Origin of the sequence: Microcystis sp. M083S1, from assembly GCF_020246405.1 — a bacterium.
GTDB classification, from domain to species: domain Bacteria; phylum Cyanobacteriota; class Cyanobacteriia; order Cyanobacteriales; family Microcystaceae; genus Microcystis; species Microcystis aeruginosa_C.
Window position 1 is genome coordinate 1 of sequence record NZ_JADBTB010000049.1, and the last position, 20,551, is coordinate 20,551.

Consider the following 20,551-nt stretch of genomic DNA (forward strand, 5'->3'; position numbering starts at 1 on the left):
CACCCGCAGCCTAGAACAAAGTAACACCCATCCCTACCGAGCGCTGCTCAATTGTCCTCAGGTGCATCGAATTTATCTGAAAGAATTAGGGGAAATTCAGCAGTTACCCCTAGGAGTTGCCTTAATGGTACTCACTACTGTAGAAGAAACCCAAGCACCAGAAAAAGCCCGCTATTTACTGGCACGAACCCAAGAGCAAATTGTAGATACAGAAGCCAGTCGCGCCATAATAGAAATGATTGCCACAATTATGGTCTATAAGTTTACTAACTTGAGTCGGCAGGAGGTTGATACAATGCTAGGACTACAATTGGCAGATACAAGGGTATATCGTGAAGCCAAGGAGGAAGGTCGTCAGGAAGGAGAATCTGCGCTCATCCTGCGGCTCCTCTCGCGTCGGATCGGTGAAGTGACTCCTGAACAGCGATCGCAGATTCAAGCTCTCTCAATTAATCAACTGGAAGCTTTAGGAGAAGCTTTGTTAGATTTTACCAAACCGGGAGATTTAGAGGAATGGTTGCGATCGCATCTGTAGGTGAACTTGGTGTTAAAACTATTTGGTTGGGACTAGGAAGATGACAGTATATTAGCCAGACGTGGAAACTATCTGATCAAATTAGTTCCCCCATAGAACCCCCTTGAGCCATCTTGCACACTTTTCTCTCTTTGTCAAATTTTATGTTAAGAAAGATGTGACTAATGGATAGGGGGAGAAGGGGAAAAGCCAACCCAAGATTAACCCTGCACCATCACCGAGGCAGCGGCAGCCACACCGGCGCCGGGGGTGACACCTTCGACACCTAACTCGATTAAAGTCGCTTCAATGGCAGCGATAACCGTGAGGATATCCCTCTCACTGGCAAAACCTAAATGACCGATACGGAAGATTTTACCCTTGAGGTGATCCTGACCACCAGCCACAGCGATGTCGAACTTTTTATTGAGAGTCGAACGAATTTTTTCCGCATCTACTAGAGTGGGGGCCACCGCAGTAATCGCCGTGGAAGCCCAGGAATCCGCCGCGTAGAGGGGCAAATTCAGGGCCTGCATACCGGCCCGCGTCATCTTCGTTAAGCGTTGGTGACGGGCGAAAATTGCCGCTAATCCCTCCCTTCTCATCATTTGCAGAGAAGCTTGTAAACCGTACATCAGGTTAACTGGAGGGGTAAAGGGGGAACTATCCTCATCGGTGGCTTTTTTGTATTTGCCCAAATCTAGATAAAAACGGGGCAGTTTGGCGGTTTCGTAGGCTTTCCAAGCTTTTTGACTTACGGAAACAAAACCTAAACCGGGAGGAATCATATAACCTTTCTGGGAACCAGAACCGACCACATCTAAACCCCATTCATCGATGGGAATATGATAAGCTCCTAAACTGGTGACAGCATCGACGATGATTAAAGCTTCCCCGTGGTCTTTTACCGCTTTGTTAATGCTTTCCAAGTCATTGAGAACCCCGGTGGAAGTTTCCGAATGGGTGATAATTACCGCTTTGATGGCTTTTTCCTTGTCTTCGGTCAGTTTAGCAGTGAATGCCTCTGGATCTAGGGGTTTACCCCATTCTGCCTTAATGATATCCACATTTAAGCCGTAGGCTTTCGCCACTTTCGCCCAACGTTCCCCAAATTTACCATTATCCCCCACCAAAACTCGATCGCCGGGGCTGAGAAAATTAATAATTCCCGCTTCCATGACACCGGTTCCCGAAGCGGTTAACATTAAGACATCGCCACTGGTTTGATGCAACCATTTGAGATTTTCGGTTAATTCGGCGATTACCTTGCTAAAAGCACCCGTCCGATGACCGATGGGTGCTTTAGCCATAGCCAATAATACCGCTTCCGGCACTGGTGTGGGGCCGGGAATCATCAACATATTTTTATTTTCCATGGTTCGTCCTCTCTCGTTGGGCCATATTTAACAAAGATAAAAAACCAAATCTCGATCGCATCAATTCTGAGGGGATGATTTAAGATTCGGCAAACTCTGATTATATCCCGGCAGATAGCCTTGTCAGTTATCAGTGATCAGTAGTCGGGAATCAGGATTCAGGAGATAGGGTGATAGGGAATTGGGGTGATAGGGTGATGAGACAGCTTCCCCATCTCCCCAATTCCCCACTTCATAATTCATAATTTATAATTCATAATTCCCTCTCCCCACTTCCTAACTCCTATTCCCGATTTTCAAAGAGTTTCTGGATACCTGCGGCAGGATCGGGCAGTTTTACCAAAGATTCGCCGATTAGAACTGCATTTGCTCCCGCTTGTTTCACTTTCGCCAGATCTGTTGCTGTGTGTAATCCCGATTCGCTGACGATCAGAATACCTTTTTCTCGCACCTTTTCGCCCCTGGCTTCTAGTAATTGGCGAGTATTGTCTAAATCGACTTTAAATGTCTCTAAATTGCGGTTATTAATGCCGATTAGTTCGATTCCCTCAATGGCTAACACTCGATCGAATTCGGCCAGACTATGCACCTCTACCAAAGCTGTCATCCCTAAACCCTTGACAATTTTGACAAAATATGCTAGGTCTTGATCGCTTAAAATAGCGGCAATTAAAAGGACGGCATCGGCTCCTTTAGAGCGAGCGTAGTAGATTTGATAGGGATAAAGGATAAATTCCTTGCATAGTAGGGGTAAAGATACCGCTTGCCGGACGAGGCTAAGATTTTCGTAACTACCTTGAAAAAACTTACTATCGGTTAAAACCGATAAACAAGTGGCCCCTCCCTGTTCATAGGTACGGGCGATCGCTACAGGATCAAAATCTTCGCGGATGACTCCCTTGCTAGGGGAAGCTTTTTTCACTTCGGCAATCAAAGCGGGTTCGGTTTTACCCTGTTTTAAGGCGGCTAAAAAGTCGCAAGGTGGCGCAGTATTGGCTATTTTTTTGCGTAATTCCAATAAAGGCAACCGCTCGCGCAATTTATCGACTTCGATCTCCTTATGCCAAACGATTTCTTCTAAAATATTTTGTGGTTGTGCCTCTGGCACTTTCACCACATAACTCAAACTCTCAACTTTGACGGCAGGATTGGGGTGTTTTCTTCGGATCTGCATTTTCTCACTGTCCAGAGCTTAACAGTGATTAGTGTAACAGCGATTAGTTATCGGGAATTGAGATAGAGACGGGGAAAACCACGTCTCTACAGACATTTATCTATACTTGTGTGGATATTCCCCGTCCTCACCGAAAGGCTATTGCATAGCTTCGAGCGAACGTTCTAAAATTTGATCTTGACGTTTTTCGTCTTCTTGGCGATTTTCAGTTAATAAAACCCGCGCTTTTGCAGTTCCTGCCTCCCCTTCCCCTAAAAGCTCTTCTGTACGAGTTAAGACATTTTCTTCGAGCATTCCCTCTGCTTGTCGTTCTTGGGTTAAATTAAGACGTGCTTTTTCTTCAATATTCATAAATTTATCCTTGCCACAGGTGCGATCAACTTCTACCTTTAGTCTGACACAAATTTGCTATTCTGTATCATTAACTACAGAAAAATTTAGAATCTTATTAGTGAAACTGAGATTTAGGTATTTGTTCTTATTCCTCAAATGGACAGGGATCGATCGACCTAAAGCTATAAAATAAAACCTATGGAACAATTCCCCAGCGTAATCAAGCTTGTATATCGGGCGAATAATTATCGATTGCCTAAACCAACAGATTTCTTGACAGTATCCGACTCTATCGTAATATCCTATTTGCAGAGCTTATGACCAAAGGTAATTTAAACGATCTCATCCGTAAAGAAGCTAATAAAGAGGTAGAATCCCAACCCTCTCCTTCTCCCAAACGTTCTAAGGAAACTAACGCCACCCTACAGGCAAAAATTAACGACTTGACGGCAGAGTTAGAAAAAACCGAGAAAAATGGGCAAACTCTCCAAGAAAAAGTTATTTCTCTGGAAGAAGAACTTAAAGAACATCGGGAACTCTCTGTCAGTTTACAGCAGTTACAACAACAGACCGAGCAGTTAGAATCTGTCCTCTCGGAAAAAACCACTTTGGTGGCAAAATTATCGAGTCAATTAAGCAAGACAGAAACAGAACTGACTGATAAAAAACAGTTAATTGAAAAATTATATAATCAAATTAAAACCCTAGAAAATAGTCCCACCCCTGAACCGTCAGCAATTACCAAACCTGTGCCTAAGAAACCCAGTCTTTATAACTTTGAAATGGCCACTTTAGCCCGTTATATTGCCCCCAATCCTACCCCCACAGAGTTAACGGATTCCGATATCGGTTGGTTCGATTAATTATGGCTAGTAAAAACCAAGAACAACAACATCCACAGGAAAGAATCGATCGCCCGATTGTTGATCAGCTACTGCAATCAGAACCCAATGATTTAAACTTAGCTGAATGCGCTCGTTTACGCATACGTTATCAAAACTTTCCGGGGGCAAGAGAAATCCAAAGAGATTTAGATTTAATCCTAGAAAAATGGCAGTTAGATGAAGCGAGTTTATGGGCAAAAACTCGACAACTGCACAGTCACGGACAAGTGTATCAAATGCGTCAAACCGAGGAGCAACAGGATTGGAGTTAAATTGCAGCAGTTATCTTAAATGGTGCGAGAGGAAAAATCAAACCTATAATTTGATTTTATCTAATAATCTCTGAAACCGATTTTTGGGTTTGCTTGCTGGCGGATCTGTGGGGGGATTAGGATCATCTAGATAACGATAATATTTCCAGATATCCCAGTAGTGACATCCCGGTTCAATACGAATTCCTGCCCAATGTAAATATTTTAAGGGCTGATTTAATCTCGGATCGATTAAAATATTTCCCTGACGTTGAAAATGAGAACTTCTCCCCCAATTTCCCGCTTGACAACCCGGGACGCGGACAAGATTAAATCGATTGGGAACTCGTTTGAGAATGGTATAATTAATAATCGGTTGATCGGAGGTTTTTTGAGAAAAATCAAAATATTCTGGATGAGCGGCACATTCTTGAAAAGCACTATATAATTCCTGTTCTGAGAATAGATTCTTTTTACTAGCCCAAAAACCACCGTTAAACATTCCAGTTAGATCGTTTTCCGTGAAGATTCCTTGTTCTAAAACAATCGGATTAAAGACATCAGTAATCCCTTTTTTGTGTTGATAATCACAGCAGAGAAAATCGTAGGTATCGAGGAAATTTAGATTATCTATTATTTTTTCAAAAACCACGATATCGGTATCGATATAAAGAAATTGATCTAGTTCTCCAAACCAACACACCTGCTTGCGAAATTGATTAGGACGAGCAAAGAATTTTTCTCCAAAAATATCATATATTTTCTGTGCCAATTCTTCCACTAATTGCAGATCAGGATAGAGAATAACGCCATATTTTTCGGACAATAAATCGGCAATTTTTTGATAATTATTGTCGTAGGGAATCAAGATGACGGTAGAATCGGGATCGTACAAACGAATACTATTCATTAATGCGATCGCCTGCTCGATAACTCGATCATTAGCGGTAATGTAAATCCCTCGCTTCATAAATATCCTCGGGGTAAGAGTTAGAAATAATTATATAGCAGTTATCTTAATGGTGAAGTAGAAAGTTTTCCTTTTGGGGAGTCAGCCATCAGCTTTTTTCTCCCGATATCCCTGTTCACTGATCACTGATCACTGATAACTGAATAGCTGATCAGTCTTTCTCTGTCAACTCTTAAAGTTGATGCCTTTGCTTAAACAGTTTTTTCTTAAGTTTAGCCAGAGAACTCTGCATCCATAATTTTTTAAGTCGCAGGGGTTCTAAACCTTCTATATCAGCCAGATATCGTTTTTTAATATCAAAGAAATCATTAATTTCTCTTAAAATTGTTTCAAAACGTGGTAGTAATTTTTCGGGATGATAATCATCGAGAAAATTAGCCGGTAAAGAATTAACGGGAAAATTACGGGCATAATTAAGAATACGTTCCAGATCGTATTGAGTGGAATAAGCCCCAATTTTTTGACAATTGAAACCGGGATCGAGATAATCGGCTAGAGCGCTATTGACGCTAGAAAATACCGTACAACCACAGGCTAAAGCTTCCAGGGGCGGTAAGCCAAAACCCTCCGTTAAACCGTTTACAACCCAATATTCAGCCGAATCGTAGAGATAAACCCGACTGCGATTGAATAATCCCACTAAATCCTCCACATAGCTATCTAAAACCTTAACGCGACAGTGGGGACGGAGGGCGGGAACTAGACGATTGAGAAGATACTTTGAGGATTTGCGCCCCTGTACTAGGACATCGATATCCCTTTCTAAGCCTAAATTGAGAAATTCTGAGCCAATTTGATTAGGAAGATAGTAAATTAAAGCATTAGGAGCTTTTTCTCCCCAATACCCCATAGTATTACGGCTAACGGTGATAATTGGTATTTGGGAGGGTAAACGGAAGCCGTAACCTGTACTATGGGCATGATAGATGATATTATGCGATCGCAATCTTTGCACCAATTTAGGAACATCAAAACCCCAGCTAACCACAAAAATACTGTCATCCGAGCTTATTTTCGCGAGTATATCCTCTAAAAAAGGATAATTTAACTCTTTTTGACGATAAGTCACAATCTGGGCGGTACAAATTTGACTAGCCAAATTGACGGTTTTCATTTCTGCCCACAGTCCACCCCCACCAAAAGGAGAAGTAGTACCGGGCAAAAGAAAATAGAGGTTTCTCATCAAGATAATAGAAGTTTTGGTTAAGCGGTAGTCTGGAGACTTGGCTATTCTATACTTAATTATTAAGGTGTGAGGTATCTAAATGCAATAGTCGATCAACCATAGATATTATTAAATTATGTTTGCCACTGATAAATACTTAGAATTATTAAAGCAATACCCTCCTCGTCCTATTGACAATGAGGAAGACTTAGAAATGATGCAGCAGGTTATTAATCGCCTGTTAGACAAACCCCAATTAACGGCAGAAGAAAGGGAATATCTAAATGTTTTAGGGGCTTTAATTTATGAGTATGAGGAAAATCAAGAGCCAATACCTGATATTTATGGACTTGAATTGTTGAAATTTATATTAGAGGAAAGAAACCTACAAAAGCAAGATTTGCTATCTATTTTTGAAAGTAAGTCAACCCTGGATGACATTCTTGATGGCCAACAAGATTTAACTCCTGTCTACATTCAAAAATTAGCCAATTTTTTAAATATATCTCCTGATTTATTTTTTCCTAGTTAGTCACAAAAAATGCGTTAGACAGTTAAGCTTATTTCCTGTCTTAACGCATAGGTTAACAGACTAAATCAAAGCCCGATAACGCCCCAAAGCAAGTAAAGGAAAATACTGCTGATAGAAATGATATTTCAGGTAAAAATGACAGGGAAAACCTGTACCGGTGAAGTAATCTTCATCCCATGTACCATTTTCTTTTTGGGTAACAAGAAGATAGTTAACGCCCTTTTCGATTACTTCTCGCTGATAATTACCGGTGACTTTCCCGACGGCTAATAAACCGATTAATGCCCAAGCAGTTTGGGAAGCGGTACTATTTCCCTGTCCTTTAAATTTAGGGTTATTGTAACTAAAACAGGTTTCACCCCAACCACCATCAACATTTTGACAACTGCTTAACCAATTGGCTCCTTTTTGCAATTGCTGGCGATATTTATTCGGTTCCAGAAAAGCCAAAGCAGATAACGCCCCACTGGTTCCATAAATATAATTTACACCCCAACGACCAAACCAACTACCATCAGCTTCCTGTTCTTTTTCCAGATAATCCAAAGCTTTTTTAACTCGAATTTCCTCCATTTTAACATCACAAGTGCCTAACATTTCTAGAACTCTGGCAGTAACATCAGCCGTATTAGGATCGATCATTGCTTTTAGATCGGCATAGGGCAAAGAATTAAGCCAGTTTTGATCGTTATCAATGTCAAAAGCTCCCCAACCACCAGCTTTACACTGCATAGTAGCCATCCAATTAACTGCCCGTTTCATCACACCTTTTTTAATATTTTCATCGGGCATTTTAATTAACTCTAAAGCCATCACTACCACTGCCGAATCGTCTAAATCGGGATACCAGCGATTGTCAAATTCAAAAGCCCAACCGCCGGGGGTTCCGATTTTATTTTTAATCGCCCAATCGCCATAATCAAGAATTTGTTGATCGATTAACCATTGTCCCGCTTTAATCATAGCTGGATGAGCAGGATTTAGCCCAGATTCAATTAGCGATCGAATTACCCAAGCCGTGTCCCAAACCGGCGACACACAGGGCTGTACACAATAGGTATTATCCGTCTGAATAGCAAAATTATCCACCGCTTTTAAACCGCGGGCAACAATCGGATCGTCAACATCATAACCTAGGGCTTTTAAAGCTAATAGGGAATTTAACATCGCCGGGATAATTCCCCCCCAATCGCCCGTGTCTTCCTGTCGTTCAATTACCCATTTTTCCGCCGCTTTCAGACTTTCTTGACGGAAGGGAACTAAATTAGTTTTTTCTGCCCATTTAAACAGCCCATCTAACCAGAGGAAAACATCTGACCAATCGTTATTTTTTGGTAACTCATACTTGACATTATTCACCCCTTCTGTATAGAGTTCATCGAGATTAAAACCCATTTTATACACGGGTTTTTTGTCAAAAACAATTAATAAAGGAACCGTACTTCCCCGCGCCCAACTGGACATTTCATAGATAGTAAAAGGGAAATTTTCCGGCAGTAGCATAATCCAAGCGGGGATAGAGGGAACCCCCTGCCAATCGTAACAACCAATCAAAGCGAGGTGCATTTTGGTGAAAATGCGGGTTTTACTGATGCCACCTTTAGCTAAGATAAATTCTCTAGCTTTTTCTAAAGCAGGATCATTAACGGGAATTCCCAATAGTCGCAGCCCCATGTAGGCTTCCACAGTGGTGCTAAGATCGCCACCATCCCCATAAAATAACTCCCAAGCGCCGTTAGGACACTGTTGCTGACGCAGATAGGTGGCTGCTTTGTCTAGGGGGCGATTTTTGTCAGTTTTCCAGATTTTGTGCAGTAAAATTGCTTCTGAGGTGATGGTGACATTAGATTCTAATTCTGCCCACCAGTAACCCTCAGAGTATTGGGTAGAAAGTAAATAATTTTGAGAAAGTTCGATCGCTTTCGCTGTTTTAGCGGCTATTTCGGTGATTTTGTCCTGAATCTGCATTTTTTCCGTTCGACAACCTCTAGGGACCACCAGTGCAAATAAGATAATCTTATTTACAAAGTTTTTAATAAGTAGGTAAAAGATAGGCTTTTGTTCCCAAAGAATCCAGTAAAGGAATCTGCTTTAGTTGCCACTTTCTTTTTTCTTTTCACTGATTACTGTTTACTGATTACCGATAACTGATCAAGTACCCCCACCCCCCTGAAGACAAAAAGGGTACGAAACTCGCACCCCACCAGATTGATCTTCATTTAACTTACTTTTTCTTTTTGCCTTTAGCGGGCGGATTATCCTTCGCTGCCGGTTCCGGGGCTTTTTCCTCCACTTGCGGGGCTGCTGCCACGGGTTCCGGGGCTTTTTGTCCCATTTGGGCGGCTACTTCGGCGGCGAAATCCGTTTCTTCTTTCTCGATCCCTTCACCTAGTACAAAGCGTTGGAAACGACGCACCTGAATATTTTCTCCCAAAGCGGCGATCGCTTGTTTGAGCAATTCGTCAATACTGATGTTCTGGTCGCGGATAAAGGGTTGATCGAGCAGAGAAAGTTCTTTCAAACGTTTTTCAATGCGGCCGGCCACGATTTTTTCTTTGATATTATCGGGTTTATTGGCTAAATCGTCCCGTCCCATCTCAATTTCTTTTTCTTTGGCGGCGATTTCGGCGGGAATATCGGCCACTTTTACATATTCGACGTTAGGACAAGCAGCAATCTGCATGGCCACGTCATTAACCAATTTTTTGAACTCCTCGCGACGGGCAACAAAATCGGTTTCACAGTTCACTTCCACTAAAACACCGATGCGGCTGCCGGTGTGGATGTAACTGCCGATCATCCCTTCTGCCGCTACCCGACTAGCTTTTTTCTCGGCGGAAGTAATCCCTTTTTGACGCAACCATTCGATCGCTTTAGTTATATCCCCCGCGTTTTCCGTCAGCGCCCTCTTACAATCCATCATGCCGGCGCCGGTCTTTTCCCTAAGTTCTTTAACCTGTTGTGCTGTAATTTCCGCCATAATATTCTTAACCTACTGCTTATAATTGATCATGCCACGAGAGGGGCAGGTTTTGCCGATCGATAGGCTCGGAAAGTTTCCCCCCGAACCTAGCTGCGATCAATAGCTAATTTTCCCTAGTTATCGTCGTCTCCACTGGCAAATTCGGCGGCGTATTGGGAATAATCACCTTCTTCCTCGTACTCGGTTTCATTATCGTAGTCTTCCTCGTATTCTTCCACCGCTGCTTGACCACCGCGACGACCTTCGATGATCGCATCGCTAATTTTGCCTAAAATCAGTTTGACTGAGCGAATTGCGTCATCGTTGGCGGGAATCGGCACATCTACCAAGTCAGGATCGCAGTTAGTATCCAAGAGGGAGATGATGGGAATGCCCAATTTTTGGCATTCTTGGATAGCGTTGTATTCCCGACGCTGATCGACTACGACGACTAAATCCGGCAGCCGGCGCATGGTTTTAATGCCACCGAGGTATTTTTCTAGTTTGCCTAATTCCCGACGCAGTACCGATGCTTCTTTTTTCGGTCGTTTATCGAGGGCGCCGCTATTTTCTAATTCTTCTAATTCTTTGAGTCTTTCTACCCGGCCGCGAATGGTTTCCCAGTTGGTTAACATTCCCCCTAACCAGCGTTGGTTAACGAAGTGGCTACCGCTGCGTAAAGCTTCCTGTTTAATGATTGCTGCCGCTTGCCGTTTCGTACCGATGAATAAAAAGCGTTTACCGCTATCGGCTTCTCCTCGGACAAATTCGTAAGCTTCTTCGATTAATTGGGCAGTTTGCACCAAATCAATGATATGAACCCCATTTCGGGCAGTGTAGATGTACTGAGACATTTTCGGGTTCCAACGGCGCGTTTGATGGCCGAAGTGAACCCCAGACTCTAGCAATTCTGCGAGAGAGACAACGGGCATATTTTTCTCCTTATTCGGGTTTATCCTCCATCTAGGGCTGGATTTCTAGATTCCTAGAAACACCCGATCGCCTAGATGTGCGATTTTTGACAACTTTTCTAGTCTAACACGAAAGGGCGCAATTGCCTACCCGTAAATATTGGGTACTGAGGGCTTGCTACTGCAATTCCTCAAGTTTTTTCAAAACCGCTTCTGCATGGGCTTTTACCTTGACATTTGACCAAATATAGGCAATATTTCCCCGGGGGTCGATCAGGAAAGTGGATCGTTTAATCCCCATATATTCCTTGCCCATAAATTTTTTTAATCCCCAGACTTGATAAATTTCCGCCAGTTGATGATCGGGATCGCTCAATAATTGAATAGTTAAATTGTGTTTTTCAATAAAACGACAGTGGGACTTCTCTGAATCGGGACTAACTCCCAGAATTACCGCATTTAATTGCTGAAATTGCGGTGACAAAGCGGTAAAATCGATCGCTTCTGTGCTGCAGCCCGGAGTGTTATCTTTGGGATAAAAATATAAGACCAACCATTGACCGGCAAAATCTGCTAATTTACTAATTTCGCCTCTTTGGTTTGGGGTGGCAAATTCGGGGGCTTTTTGTCCAACTTCTAGGGTCATTTTTAGGAGTGTAAAGGCAAGAGTAAGAAAGGAGCGAGGGAGAGGGAAAGCAATAGCCAGACTTGATAGTTAAATCTGGGAAGTTCGGGGTTTTCTGACTCGACTAAAGCATCGATTCTCTCTAATAAACGATTATTTAAAGAATGATCATTGAGAGCGACACAGCAACTATCGGAGAAGTTTATTTCCGCTACTTGATTAACTTTTTCTGCCACTAAAAGCAGCGATTCAGCTAATAGTAAATAATCCACTTGTCCAGAAGCGTACTTATCGGCGCGTAATTCCCGTAAGAAGACCAATTCTGACCATAAATTCTCGCTATTGGGCAGCCAAGAAGACATCGATCGCAACCAACCTAACCAGAAAAACCAGAAAGTGTCATGATATTCTTGGTGAGCTTGTTCGTGGGCTAAAACTGCTTGTAAATGTTCTTGATCTAAGAGATTTAATAATCCTTGCGTCACAATTAATTCCGACTTCCAAAAGCCAACTCTGGCACTGTAGGGAAAATCCACTGCTAAAACTCTCGCTTTCTGAGCGGTGATTTTTTTGAGGGGATAACTGCTAAAATCCCGATGGGTTCGCCAAGTTTGATAGGAGAGTTTTATCAAACAAAATAGAGCAAAAACTAGCCAAATTATGGCACTAAAGTAACTAATTAAACTGGAGTTATAGCCTAGCATTTGCCCGCGATAGCCCATACAAACCACCGATATAACTGTCATTAACAGCAGCAAAGGCGGAAAGAGAAAGAAAAATAGAGTTATCTGCCAACGACGCTGATAGCTGGGCAGAAACCAACGTAAACCAATGGCGATAGTTAATGCTAGTAATAACATTGAACCGTGCATTAGCGTTCTCTCCGTTGTTGACGCAGGGTATCTAAACGAGAGGCGATCGCTTTTAATTGTTCGACACTAGCAGTATCGAGACTATCGGCAAAAGAAGCCACCACATCCGCATTACCAATAGCCAAAAAACGATGTAATTGTTCGTAGGCTTTAATTGCCTGTGCTTGTTCCTTAGAAACCATCGGTTTCCAGTAGAAAATCCGACCCTGTTTATAACAACTTAACCAGCCTTTATTAGTCAAACGACGCAGTACCGTAGTCACAGAAGTATAGGCCAGATCCCGTTCTGGATCCGCTAAAATGCGATCGTGGACATCCTTAACGCTAACGGGTTCCAATTCCCAGACAATATTGAGAATTTCCGCTTCTAGGGGGCCAAGGGATAACTGTTTTGGTTGATAGGTCGGCAATTGAGCCATAGTCACACAGAAATGAAGATTACTTTCCTGATCATAGCGGCGGATATCGATCGCCTGATAAAATAGCAACGATCCTTTATATTGTCTTTATGTCCACCGAAACTAATTTAACCACAACTACGGGCGCTGATGCCATTGATGTGGCGATCGCTAATGGCATTGATTTTGATGGTTCCCCAATTCCCCAGGCAAAATTGGAACTTTATCACCGGGTAATGGGTTTGGAAGCAGGACGACAAAGAAGCGGGGTTTCTAACACGATGAGATCGCGAATTGTCCGCATCGGGGCCAAACATATCCCCCAAGAGGAATTAAATCAGCTGTTGTTAGCCGCCGATTTTGCCCCTCTCAAGGAGAAAGAAATCGCTTTTTACTATAGCGTTTCCTAAGCTAGTGAGGTACACATATTTTTCTTCCCTTTTGACTTTTGCCTCTTGCCTTTTGCCTAAAACCCATAACTTTTGTACCTCAGCAGACTGAAAAACGCTATATCTCAAGTAGTCAAATTTTTGCTCGCCATTTTTCGCCTAGACTGCTTGGGGTTGACCGGATTGTTGGAAAAATTAGGCAGGGAGTCTAGGTTTATCTAATGGTCAAGAGGATCGATAACCACTGATTCCGAGCCAGTAATGATACACTAGGCATGATTTAACTTCAGACCTCGATCGCAAAAGGAAATAAACATCGATGAAAGCCATGATTTTGGCGGCAGGCAAAGGAACTCGTGTCCGTCCGATTACCCATACGATTCCCAAACCCCTGATCCCGATTTTACAAAAGCCGGTGATGGAGTTTTTGTTGGAACTGTTGCGACAGCATGGCTTTGATCAGATCATGGTCAATGTCAGTCATTTAGCCGAAGAAATTGAGAGTTATTTCCGCGATGGTCAGCGTTTTGGGGTGCATATCGGCTATTCTTTCGAGGGTAGAATCGAAGAGGGGGAGTTAATCGGTGATGCCCTGGGATCGGCGGGCGGTTTACGACGAATTCAAGATTTTAATCCCTTTTTTGACGATACTTTTGTGGTTCTCTGTGGTGATGCGCTGATCGATCTCGATTTAACCGCAGCCGTTAAATGGCATCGAGAAAAGGGAGCGCTCGCCACTATCGTCACCAAAACCGTCCCCAGAGAGGAAGTATCCAGTTATGGGGTAGTAGTTAGCGACGAGGAAGGAAGGATTCTCAGTTTCCAAGAAAAACCGGCCATCGATGAAGCTTTAAGTACCTGCATTAACACGGGTATCTATATTTTTGAGCCAGAAATCATTGATTTTATTCCCCCTAATAGTAAATACGACATCGGGGGCGAATTATTCCCCGAATTAGTCGCTAAAGGTGCGCCTTTCTACGCTTTAAACATGGATTTTGAATGGGTGGATATCGGTAAAGTTCCCGACTACTGGCAGGCAATTCGCGGGGTGTTATCCAGGGAAATTAAAAATGTTGCTATCCCCGGCATCGAAGTCAAACCGGGCATCTACACGGGCTTAAATGTGGGGGTAAACTGGGATAAAGTCGATATCACCGGACCTGTGTATATCGGGGCAATGACGCGCATTGAAGACGGGGCGAAAATTGTCGGTCCGAGTATGATTGGCCCCAATTGTTGGATTTGTGGCGGCGCGACGGTGGATAATAGCGTTATTTTTGAATATTCTCGCCTCGGTCCAGGGGCGCGTTTGGTCGATAAGTTGGTCTTTGGGCGCTATTGTGTTGATAAAACCGGCGCGGCGATCGATGTGGAAGCGGCAGCCTTGGATTGGTTGATTACTGATACCCGCAAGGTTCCCCCAGAATTTGATCACCCTAAACATCAGGCGATTCGTTCTTTATTCCATGGCAACTAGGCAACACCGCAACAGGGAAACCACTTCCTGTGCGTTGTGGGGAATGATGAATGATGAATTATGAATTATGAATTGGGGAGACGGGGAGAATAAATAAAAGCACATCTCCTATCTCCTGACTCCTGAATACTGTCTCCCCAAAACGAAAACTTCCTACCTCACCACATATCATGTTTGATTCTCCTGTTGATCTTCTCATTCTCTCCAATGGTCCTGGAGAAATATCTACATGGGTGCGTCCAGTTGTCAAGAGATTGCGACAAAACTTAACAGAAGATCGATCGCTGTTGCGGATTTCGGTGATTCTTTCCCCTTGTACTCATTCTATGGGGGCGGAAACGGAAGTAGTTAGGAAATATCCAGAGGTAGATCGAGTCCAGTCGCCAGAAAACTTCTTTAATTTTCTTTTCTGGGGAAAAACCGCCGATAATTGGGATTGGCACTCCAAGGGCATCGTTTTATTTTTAGGGGGCGATCAATTTTTTGCCCTCACCATCGGTAAACGTTTGGGTTATCGCACGATTATCTATGGGGAATGGGAAGCGCGTTGGTATCGGGGGATCGATCGCTTCGCCGTGATGAATACAAGTGTATTAAATAATGTTCCCCAACAATATCAGCATAAATTTACTGTTATCGGCGATTTAATGGTAGATTTGCCCACTGCTATCACCCCGGATGATGCTACCTTAATTGCACTCCTCCCGGGTTCCAAACCCTCGAAATTAGCCCAGGGTGTACCCCTAACCCTAGCTATTGCCGAAAAGATACACGCGCAGGATCCCCGGACTAAATTCTTAATTCCCGTCGCTCCTACCCTAAATTTAGCTTATTTGGCGAAATTTGCCGATCCTAGCTATAATCCGATGATCACTAAAACCGGTTGGAGTGCTGCCAAATTAAAAAACGGTGAAAAACCCTATCTAGAAACAGCTAAGGGGGTAAAAGTTGACCTAATTACCGATTTTCCCGCCCATAACCAGCTTTCTCGCTGTCATTTAGCTTTAACGACGGTGGGTGCTAATACTGCCGAATTAGGAGCGCTGGCAATCCCGATGATTATTTTACTACCGACTCAGCAACTAGACGCGATGCGGACTTGGGACGGTTTACCCGGTTTATTAGCCCAACTGCCGGGGGTGGGGTCTTTATTTGCTAAGATAATTAATCTCTATATGTTGCGGAAAAAGCGTTTATATGCCTGGCCAAATATTTGGGCCGGTGCAGAAATTGTTCCGGAATTATTGGGGGAATTACAACCAGAAGAAGTGGCAAATCTGGCTATATCTTGGTTAGAAAATCCCGAACAATTAGAGGCTATCCGGCAAAAATTGCGGGCAGTGCGTGGGCAAGCAGGAGCAGTGGATAAGTTAGTATCTATTATTGCCGAACAACTGTCTAGTTTCTAATCAATCAGAGAATTAAGCTTGTTGGTAGTGAGGATCAATTGCGATTAATTTATTAACAGTTTGATAGAATTCCTGCTGATAAAATTCCCGTTGATTGCTGTCGAGAGCATTAATTAATTGTTCTTGACAGTAACGACGATATTCCATTAAACTAATTTTTTCCAGAGCTATAATAGCATTTTTTATCTGTTCTTCTGGCTGCAAAATTTGCTGACTGGTATGTTCATTTAAGTGAAATAAAGAATTAAAATCACGATTTTTGTCTGCGGTGATTATCAATAAATGATTCTGTAAAGCTGACATCAAATCTCTTTGGTTAGTAATTTGGGTTTCTAACTCTAGAATTACTTGCCATAACCAACGATAATCAGGGAGATTAAAAATTAAATCTTTTTCATCCAAAAGTTCACAAATGAGCCTCCGATATTCGGGAGAATGGAGATAGATTAGTAATAGTAACCATTCGGCTTTTTCTGAGCCGTTTTTTTCGGATTTATCTAGGATATTTTTCCTTTTAATTGCTGGGGATTTTCCCAGAGGTTTATTAACTTGCTTCGAGAGATTTTTAAAAATATATGGCAACCGAGTGGCATCTTTTTGAGCCAAAATTTCAGCACAATAATCTAGGTAAAAAGTGCGTTGATTGCCGTCGATTAACTTTTGCAGTAAACTGACCATACTACTAGACACTTGTTGAAAATGTAGTCCCTGTTTTAAATCTTTATTAACCAACATTTGCGAGATTTGCCAATCAATCCAAAAAGGAGAATTTTCGATTAATTCTCGATAACTATTTACCCCGTCAGTATGGGATTTAAGAAATTCATCGGCATCTTTACCCTCGGGAAGATTGAGGATTTTTAGGTTAACTTGTCCTGAATAAACTAGGGAGTTAATTTCCTCGATCGCCCTTTGTGTGGCTTTAATTCCCGCTTGATCGGCATCAAAATTAAAGATTATTTGTTTACTTTCACTGTAGCGCAAAAGTAGCTTAATTTGCTCTTGACTTAAAGCTGTTCCTAAACAGGCAACCACATTATTAATACTGGCTGCATGGAGAGCGATCGCATCAAAATAACCCTCGACAACTATCGCTAAATCTTGCTGAATAATTGCCTGTTTAGCTCGATCGAGAGCAAAGAGAGTTTTTCCCTTTTCAAATAGAGGAGTATCGGGAGAATTTAGATACTTTGGTTGTTCATTACCTAAAGTGCGACTACCAAAAGCGATCGCTCGTCCTTGACTATCAAAAATAGGAATCATTAAACGATCGCGAAATTGATCGTAATAACCACTACCATTTTGACGCGCTTTAATTAATCCTGCTTGTTCCACTAAAGCCACAGGATAGCGCTTTTGTTCCACCAAATAACGATAGAGAGTTTCCCAACCTTGGGGAGAATATCCCAGTTGAAAATTAGCGATAGTTTCTGGGGTTAGTTGTCGTTGTACCTTGAGATAATCTAACGCTTTTTCCCCTTGAGGTTGACTAAGGGCGTGTTGATAAAAACTCACCGCCACGGCCATTATTTCGTATAATTGTTCCTTGAGGGATAATTTCTGTTCTAATTCCTGACGCTGTTCTACTGCCAGAGTTTTAATCGGGATTTGATACCTTCTAGCAAGATCGAAAACCACCTCACTAAAAGATTGTTTTCCCACTTCCATGAAAAATTTAATCCCGTTTCCCCCCGCACCACAGCCAAAACAGTAATACATTTGTTTGGCAGGACTAACCGTAAAACTAGGGGATTTTTCCTCGTGAAAAGGACATAAACCGACGTATTCCCTTCCCCTTTTTTTGAGAACGACTCTCTCGGAAATTAAATCCACAATATCAATTCTTTGTTTAACTTCTTCGATCGTATCTGGATGTAGTCTCGGTGTATCCATAATCAGTTATCAGTTATCAGTTATCAGTTATCAGTTATCAGGAGATTTGCTTTTATAGTCATTTCAATTAAGATTGAGAATATCAATCCCAGAGTTCATAAGAATTTTGTCGGTCTAGACTAGACCTCGACCTAATATTATCTCAAGACCAAAAGTCTTTCTAGTTAAGGAATCTACCCGAATAAAAATTATTTTAATTGCCTCATATTTTTTCAGTGAAATTGAATTAACAACGATAGATATACATTTCAGCCATCGAACTACTTAATTAGTATATAGGCTAAAAGCAAGCTGTGACTGGGTTATAATTTTTGAAGATGTCTACTGTATCAGACTTATCTGAAATGACTATATTTATTCTCCCCGTCTCCCCGTCTCCCCAATTCATAATTCATAATTCATAATTCATAATTCCCACTCCTTCTCCCCCATCTCCGCACTGCGATGGCGGCATTTTGTCCTCCGAAACCGAAACTAAGACAGAGACAATTGTGCAGGGAAAAATTAACAGCCGATCTAATTAAATTTAATTGAAAAGGCGACTCGCGCACACCGACACAGGGGGGAATTAGCTGATTTTTCAGGGCCATTAAACAAAAAGCCACGCCTAATGCCCCCGAAGCCCCTAAAGTGTGTCCTGTTGCGCCTTTTGTCGAGCTTACAGCCACTTGCGAGCCAAAAATGCTGGCGATCAGGTTTGCCTCCCGTTCATCGTTTAAACGCGTGCTAGTGCCGTGGGCGTGAATGTAATTAATTTCATTTTTTCTTAATTGACTTCTGTGCAAACATAGTTCTATGGCTTTGGTAGCACTACGATTATCCACCGCCGGGGCGCTAACATGATCGGCATCGCAGGTAAAACCATAGCCCAAAATTTGCCCGTAGATGGGGGCATTTCTGTTTAAAGCCAGTTCTTCCGATTCAAGGACTAAAATCGCGCCACCTTCCCCCAAAACTAAGCCTTCCCTAGCTCTATCAAAAGGATAACAGCCCGTTTTCGCCAAAGCTCCCATCTGTTCAAATCCCACTAGAGTTAAGGGAGTGATCGGGGTTTCGATCGCCCCGGCTAAAACTCGATCGCATTCTCCCATAGTAATTAATTCTACACCCTGGGCGAGCGACCAGATGCCCGTGGCACAGGCCGCCATCGGTGCTAACACTGGGGCGCCGGTTTCTATCAATCTAGCGGTCAATACCGAGGCGCGATCGGGTAAACTGTCTAACCAGTTTTCTACTATTCCCGTCGCTGCCATCCGTTCCCATAAACCCTGACAACCGCGACTAGAACCGATAGTGACACCACAATCCTTTAAGGGAGGGGTTAACTTCGCGTCTTCGAGGGCAGCAATCAGGGCAATTTTGGTTAAATCCTCTAAAAATGCCGGTTTGTGACCGATTAAACCCAAGGGTAAAGCGGGTAAATCAGAAAAGGGTTGTTGTCTAGTTATACCAGTTTTGCCCTCTAGTAATCTTTGCCAACTCTGACTTAAATTTCCCAGAGAACTGATCAACCCAATTCCCGTCACCACAACATTCATTTATCATTTATCAGTTATCAGTTATCAGGTATCAGTTATCAGTTATCGGAATATTAAATGATTGGGGGGGGACGGCGAATATTAAATTATTGTCGCCTGGTCCCACCCTAACCGATCGCTATTTTTTCAGATTTTCTGCACCAGAAATAACTTTGGCCGAGTCAATTTTATCCCCTTGTTTGATCGTATCGATCACTTCCATTCCCTCAGTTACATAACCAAAAACGGCATAATCACCATCGAGGAAATTGATATCCGACAGAGCAAAATAAAACTGAGAAGAAGCGGAATTAGGTTGTTGAGAACGGGCCATCGCGATCGCACCGCGTTTATGGGGTAAAGCGACGATAGGAGTGCGGGCCGTGGCCTGTTGACCGATTGCTTGCCCATAAATCGGCTCTTTTTCGTCTTTGAGGAGAATTTCCAGGGGAACATAACGGGATTGCTTGGTTTCTGGATCAACAAAACCACCGGTTCCGCGACCTTGGGGATCACCACCTTGGGCGACAAAAGGCTGCGGTTCTGTAACCACGCGATGGAAAGTTAAACCATTATAAAAACCTCTCTCCACCAGATCCACAAAATTACCGGCAGTAATTGGGGCCGCCTTGCCATCAATTTCGATCGTTACCGGTTTACCTTTGATTATCATCTCGACGACGGCAGTTCCATCTAAGCGGGGTTTGTAATTATCCATGTTGACACTGCCCGAACTGGCAGGTTGAGAGGTTTGGGTGATACTAGAATTATCGGGGGTGGAGTTAGCTTCTGGGGAAGAACAGCCGAAAAGTGTCGTCGTTGTGATTAAAAAAACACAAACCACAGACAGCCAGCCAGATTTTCTTATCTTCATCATTTTATAGCCAAAAAGAGCG

Annotated in this window: 21 protein-coding genes; 7 read left to right on the top strand and 14 right to left on the bottom strand. The window is 42.7% G+C overall.

Annotated features, from left to right (window positions below; all coding sequences use genetic code 11):
* Positions 1-535, top strand: a 535-nt coding sequence (locus IM450_RS04150; RefSeq protein WP_287670658.1) for a DUF2887 domain-containing protein, incomplete at its 5' end; no start/stop codon positions are given.
* Between the two features lie 200 nt (positions 536-735).
* On the opposite strand, the gene IM450_RS04155 is transcribed toward IM450_RS04150, so the two are convergent.
* The 3 genes from IM450_RS04155 to IM450_RS04165 all read right to left on the bottom strand — a co-directional run bounded on the left by IM450_RS04155 (position 736) and on the right by IM450_RS04165 (position 3,415).
* A complete protein-coding gene (locus IM450_RS04155) occupies positions 736-1,890 on the bottom strand; it encodes a pyridoxal-phosphate-dependent aminotransferase family protein (protein WP_287670660.1) in 1,155 nt (384 codons plus the stop codon).
* 283 nt (positions 1,891-2,173) lie between these two features.
* A complete protein-coding gene (gene trpC / locus IM450_RS04160) occupies positions 2,174-3,064 on the bottom strand; it encodes an indole-3-glycerol phosphate synthase TrpC (RefSeq protein ID WP_287670662.1) in 891 nt (296 codons plus the stop codon).
* 138 nt (positions 3,065-3,202) lie between these two features.
* Positions 3,203-3,415 (bottom strand): hypothetical protein, encoded by a 213-nt coding sequence (locus IM450_RS04165; RefSeq protein WP_004163897.1) that lies wholly within the window; start codon positions 3,413-3,415, stop codon positions 3,203-3,205.
* A 299-nt stretch (positions 3,416-3,714) separates the two neighbouring features.
* Between IM450_RS04165 and IM450_RS04170 the strand changes: the two genes are divergently transcribed.
* Together IM450_RS04170 and IM450_RS04175 are read left to right on the top strand one after the other, a co-directional pair.
* Entirely contained in the window at positions 3,715-4,260 is a 546-nt protein-coding gene (locus IM450_RS04170; RefSeq protein WP_287720587.1) for a hypothetical protein, read from the top strand.
* 2 nt (positions 4,261-4,262) lie between these two features.
* Positions 4,263-4,553 (top strand): DUF3288 family protein, encoded by a 291-nt coding sequence (locus IM450_RS04175; RefSeq protein ID WP_004163895.1) that lies wholly within the window; start codon positions 4,263-4,265, stop codon positions 4,551-4,553.
* A 43-nt stretch (positions 4,554-4,596) separates the two neighbouring features.
* Here IM450_RS04175 and IM450_RS04180 read toward each other — a convergent pair whose 3' ends face one another.
* Both IM450_RS04180 and IM450_RS04185 read right to left on the bottom strand, forming a co-directional pair.
* Complete coding sequence (locus tag IM450_RS04180; protein ID WP_287670667.1) at positions 4,597-5,502, bottom strand: Npun_R2821/Npun_R2822 family protein; 906 nt, start codon at positions 5,500-5,502, stop codon at positions 4,597-4,599.
* A gap of 172 nt (positions 5,503-5,674) precedes the next feature.
* Positions 5,675-6,685 (bottom strand): glycosyltransferase, encoded by a 1,011-nt coding sequence (locus tag IM450_RS04185; protein ID WP_287670669.1) that lies wholly within the window; start codon positions 6,683-6,685, stop codon positions 5,675-5,677.
* 118 nt (positions 6,686-6,803) lie between these two features.
* Here IM450_RS04185 and IM450_RS04190 point away from each other — a divergent pair, with 118 nt between their 5' ends.
* Positions 6,804-7,199, top strand: coding sequence for a helix-turn-helix domain-containing protein (locus tag IM450_RS04190; protein ID WP_004163891.1), 396 nt, complete (start codon positions 6,804-6,806; stop codon positions 7,197-7,199).
* Positions 7,200-7,259: 60 nt separating this feature from the next.
* Here the strand turns inward: IM450_RS04190 and shc are convergent, their stop codons facing one another.
* From shc to IM450_RS04220, 6 genes are all read right to left on the bottom strand, one after another.
* Positions 7,260-9,167, bottom strand: a complete 1,908-nt coding sequence (gene shc / locus IM450_RS04195; protein ID WP_287670671.1) for a squalene--hopene cyclase — start codon at positions 9,165-9,167, stop codon at positions 7,260-7,262.
* Positions 9,168-9,423: 256 nt separating this feature from the next.
* Positions 9,424-10,179 carry a translation elongation factor Ts gene (gene tsf / locus IM450_RS04200; RefSeq protein WP_002753383.1) on the bottom strand — a complete coding sequence of 252 codons (756 nt, stop codon included), beginning with the start codon at positions 10,177-10,179 and terminating at the stop codon, positions 9,424-9,426.
* Between the two features lie 116 nt (positions 10,180-10,295).
* A complete protein-coding gene (rpsB, locus tag IM450_RS04205; protein ID WP_043997933.1) occupies positions 10,296-11,093 on the bottom strand; it encodes a 30S ribosomal protein S2 in 798 nt (265 codons plus the stop codon).
* 157 nt (positions 11,094-11,250) lie between these two features.
* Complete coding sequence (gene bcp, locus IM450_RS04210) at positions 11,251-11,718, bottom strand: thioredoxin-dependent thiol peroxidase (RefSeq protein ID WP_149985767.1); 468 nt, start codon at positions 11,716-11,718, stop codon at positions 11,251-11,253.
* Positions 11,719-11,720: 2 nt separating this feature from the next.
* The gene (locus tag IM450_RS04215; RefSeq protein ID WP_287670674.1) at positions 11,721-12,569 is read right to left on the bottom strand and encodes a M56 family metallopeptidase; all 849 of its coding nucleotides are present in this window, start codon (positions 12,567-12,569) and stop codon (positions 11,721-11,723) included.
* On the bottom strand, positions 12,569-13,057 hold the full coding sequence (locus IM450_RS04220; RefSeq protein ID WP_002777269.1) for a BlaI/MecI/CopY family transcriptional regulator: 489 nt from the start codon (positions 13,055-13,057) through the stop codon (positions 12,569-12,571). The genes IM450_RS04215 and IM450_RS04220 overlap by 1 nt, the downstream gene beginning before the upstream one ends.
* A 20-nt stretch (positions 13,058-13,077) precedes the next feature.
* On the opposite strand from IM450_RS04220, the gene IM450_RS04225 reads away from it, so the two are divergent.
* The 3 genes from IM450_RS04225 (at position 13,078) to IM450_RS04235 (ending at position 16,245) form a co-directional block, all read left to right on the top strand.
* Entirely contained in the window at positions 13,078-13,377 is a 300-nt protein-coding gene (locus tag IM450_RS04225; protein WP_004163884.1) for a small RNA NsiR4-regulated ssr1528 family protein, read from the top strand.
* 298 nt (positions 13,378-13,675) lie between these two features.
* Positions 13,676-14,836 (top strand): NDP-sugar synthase, encoded by a 1,161-nt coding sequence (locus IM450_RS04230; protein WP_287670677.1) that lies wholly within the window; start codon positions 13,676-13,678, stop codon positions 14,834-14,836.
* Positions 14,837-15,006: 170 nt separating this feature from the next.
* Complete coding sequence (locus IM450_RS04235; RefSeq protein ID WP_004163882.1) at positions 15,007-16,245, top strand: hypothetical protein; 1,239 nt, start codon at positions 15,007-15,009, stop codon at positions 16,243-16,245.
* Between the two features lie 12 nt (positions 16,246-16,257).
* Here IM450_RS04235 and dnaG read toward each other — a convergent pair whose 3' ends face one another.
* The 3 genes from dnaG to IM450_RS04250 all read right to left on the bottom strand — a co-directional run bounded on the left by dnaG (position 16,258) and on the right by IM450_RS04250 (position 20,532).
* A complete protein-coding gene (dnaG, locus tag IM450_RS04240) occupies positions 16,258-18,138 on the bottom strand; it encodes a DNA primase (protein WP_004163881.1) in 1,881 nt (626 codons plus the stop codon).
* 398 nt (positions 18,139-18,536) lie between these two features.
* Positions 18,537-19,676 (bottom strand): beta-ketoacyl-ACP synthase, encoded by a 1,140-nt coding sequence (locus IM450_RS04245; protein WP_287670681.1) that lies wholly within the window; start codon positions 19,674-19,676, stop codon positions 18,537-18,539.
* 118 nt (positions 19,677-19,794) lie between these two features.
* Positions 19,795-20,532 carry a peptidylprolyl isomerase gene (locus IM450_RS04250; RefSeq protein ID WP_004163877.1) on the bottom strand — a complete coding sequence of 246 codons (738 nt, stop codon included), beginning with the start codon at positions 20,530-20,532 and terminating at the stop codon, positions 19,795-19,797.
* Positions 20,533-20,551 lie beyond the last annotated feature (19 nt).

What these genes read in the sequence shown, in the direction of transcription:
- IM450_RS04155 (WP_287670660.1), bottom strand. Translation starts at nt 1,890, where the DNA reads ATGGAAAATAAAAATATGTTGATGATTCCCGGCCCCACACCAGTGCCG.
- trpC (WP_287670662.1), bottom strand. Translation starts at nt 3,064, where the DNA reads ATGCAGATCCGAAGAAAACACCCCAATCCTGCCGTCAAAGTTGAGAGT.
- IM450_RS04165 (WP_004163897.1), bottom strand. Translation starts at nt 3,415, where the DNA reads ATGAATATTGAAGAAAAAGCACGTCTTAATTTAACCCAAGAACGACAA.
- IM450_RS04170 (WP_287720587.1), top strand. Translation starts at nt 3,715, where the DNA reads ATGACCAAAGGTAATTTAAACGATCTCATCCGTAAAGAAGCTAATAAA.
- IM450_RS04175 (WP_004163895.1), top strand. Translation starts at nt 4,263, where the DNA reads ATGGCTAGTAAAAACCAAGAACAACAACATCCACAGGAAAGAATCGAT.
- IM450_RS04180 (WP_287670667.1), bottom strand. Translation starts at nt 5,502, where the DNA reads ATGAAGCGAGGGATTTACATTACCGCTAATGATCGAGTTATCGAGCAG.
- IM450_RS04185 (WP_287670669.1), bottom strand. Translation starts at nt 6,685, where the DNA reads ATGAGAAACCTCTATTTTCTTTTGCCCGGTACTACTTCTCCTTTTGGT.
- IM450_RS04190 (WP_004163891.1), top strand. Translation starts at nt 6,804, where the DNA reads ATGTTTGCCACTGATAAATACTTAGAATTATTAAAGCAATACCCTCCT.
- shc (WP_287670671.1), bottom strand. Translation starts at nt 9,167, where the DNA reads ATGCAGATTCAGGACAAAATCACCGAAATAGCCGCTAAAACAGCGAAA.
- tsf (WP_002753383.1), bottom strand. Translation starts at nt 10,179, where the DNA reads ATGGCGGAAATTACAGCACAACAGGTTAAAGAACTTAGGGAAAAGACC.
- rpsB (WP_043997933.1), bottom strand. Translation starts at nt 11,093, where the DNA reads ATGCCCGTTGTCTCTCTCGCAGAATTGCTAGAGTCTGGGGTTCACTTC.
- bcp (WP_149985767.1), bottom strand. Translation starts at nt 11,718, where the DNA reads ATGACCCTAGAAGTTGGACAAAAAGCCCCCGAATTTGCCACCCCAAAC.
- IM450_RS04215 (WP_287670674.1), bottom strand. Translation starts at nt 12,569, where the DNA reads ATGCACGGTTCAATGTTATTACTAGCATTAACTATCGCCATTGGTTTA.
- IM450_RS04225 (WP_004163884.1), top strand. Translation starts at nt 13,078, where the DNA reads ATGTCCACCGAAACTAATTTAACCACAACTACGGGCGCTGATGCCATT.
- IM450_RS04230 (WP_287670677.1), top strand. Translation starts at nt 13,676, where the DNA reads ATGAAAGCCATGATTTTGGCGGCAGGCAAAGGAACTCGTGTCCGTCCG.
- IM450_RS04235 (WP_004163882.1), top strand. Translation starts at nt 15,007, where the DNA reads ATGTTTGATTCTCCTGTTGATCTTCTCATTCTCTCCAATGGTCCTGGA.
- dnaG (WP_004163881.1), bottom strand. Translation starts at nt 18,138, where the DNA reads ATGGATACACCGAGACTACATCCAGATACGATCGAAGAAGTTAAACAA.
- IM450_RS04245 (WP_287670681.1), bottom strand. Translation starts at nt 19,676, where the DNA reads ATGAATGTTGTGGTGACGGGAATTGGGTTGATCAGTTCTCTGGGAAAT.
- IM450_RS04250 (WP_004163877.1), bottom strand. Translation starts at nt 20,532, where the DNA reads ATGATGAAGATAAGAAAATCTGGCTGGCTGTCTGTGGTTTGTGTTTTT.